At 57.1% G+C, this 1,240-nt stretch carries 1 protein-coding gene; it reads right to left on the bottom strand.

What is annotated here, in order from left to right:
- Window positions 1-22: 22 nt before the first annotated feature.
- Window positions 23-1,240 (bottom strand): transposase (locus tag BMZ40_RS19005; protein WP_092379688.1); only part of this gene is annotated, 1,218 nt, incomplete at its 5' end.

The following is a 1,240-nucleotide window of genomic DNA, read 5'->3' as shown; positions in this document are numbered from 1 at the left end:
CAGCCCGTTGATTTATTCATGATCAACACAGCTCGACGGTAATCTGAGTTCCGACGAATTCTTCGCCAGTCTCGCTCTTCATCTCAACCAAAATCATCGAAACGACCATCCGTCCCCAAACAATAATAACAATTTGCGCTGAATTGAGGTAAAAATACCCCTTCGGGGTCCCGAAACCTATCAACTGGCGCATCAGCAGGCCGAGATTGAACCCGGCCACGCACAAGAGGTATCGTTTGTGGACGTTTTCCTGTCCCCGAAGGTGTGTTCGCCGCATTCCGCCACGATCGAGCACATGCTGGAAACTTCGTTCGACCAACTCCGTTCTTTGCTTTGCCAGCTCGCGCCCTTTGGATGACTTCAGTCGGGCGCGGTTGTTGTAAACGGCCCGTCGCGCCTCGTGGTCACCTTTCCAGTTGAACAGACCGTTCGCTTTCGGCTCGGCGATCCTCGTCTTCCAAACTCCGCCATCCAGTTCTTTCACTACTTCCCGAGAATGGTAGCCCTTGTCCGCAATGACCTCCGTCGGAGCCGTGGTAATCGGCGTGCAACCGACGACGGAAAGATTCTTCCTGGCGGATTCCAGCGTCTTGCCGATCGTCGTCGTGTCTCCTTGGTCGGCCTTGTGGATGTCGGCGGAGACAATCGCTCCGGTGTCCAGGTCCACTGCGTGCTCGGGCTTGTAGGCGAGGTGGGTGCGACCGTCCTTCATCTTGGTGATCCGCGCGTCCTCGTCGCTCTCCGACTTCCAGTCTTTGTTCGAAAGCTTCTTGCCCTTGCGCTTGCGATCCATGCGGGCCAACTCTTCACGAGTCGGCGTCTTAATCCCGCTGTCCTTGGCAATGCGCTCAAGCATCTGCTGGTACGTTTCGCCTGTATCCCGGCGCACGATCGAGCGCATGGCCGCGTTGGCTTCCATGGTCGAAGCGTCGACACCGAGGCGCTCCCCAACTACCAGCCCGGACTTGGTCAGCGCCTGCAATACCCAGCCAAACACTTCCTGATGGACTTCCAGCGGCAGTCGCTGCCGGATTCTGCTCAGGCTGGAGTGATCCGGCACCCTCTGGGTCAGGGAGAGCCGCAGAAACTTTCGCAGCGACAAGGAGTCAGAACACCGCCACTCAAGCCCGCGCTCGCTCTCGATGCCTTCAAAATAGCCAACCAAGTGCATCCTGAAATAACGACCTGGAGGAATGGATTTCCTGCCGGGACCAGACGCATAATACGGCTCACAGAGCTT

It is taken from the genome of Desulfomicrobium apsheronum (assembly GCF_900114115.1).
GTDB classification, from domain to species: Bacteria; Desulfobacterota; Desulfovibrionia; order Desulfovibrionales; family Desulfomicrobiaceae; genus Desulfomicrobium; species Desulfomicrobium apsheronum.
Note: the sequence above shows the minus strand (reverse complement) of the source record. Positions and strands in the feature narration are given on the sequence as shown.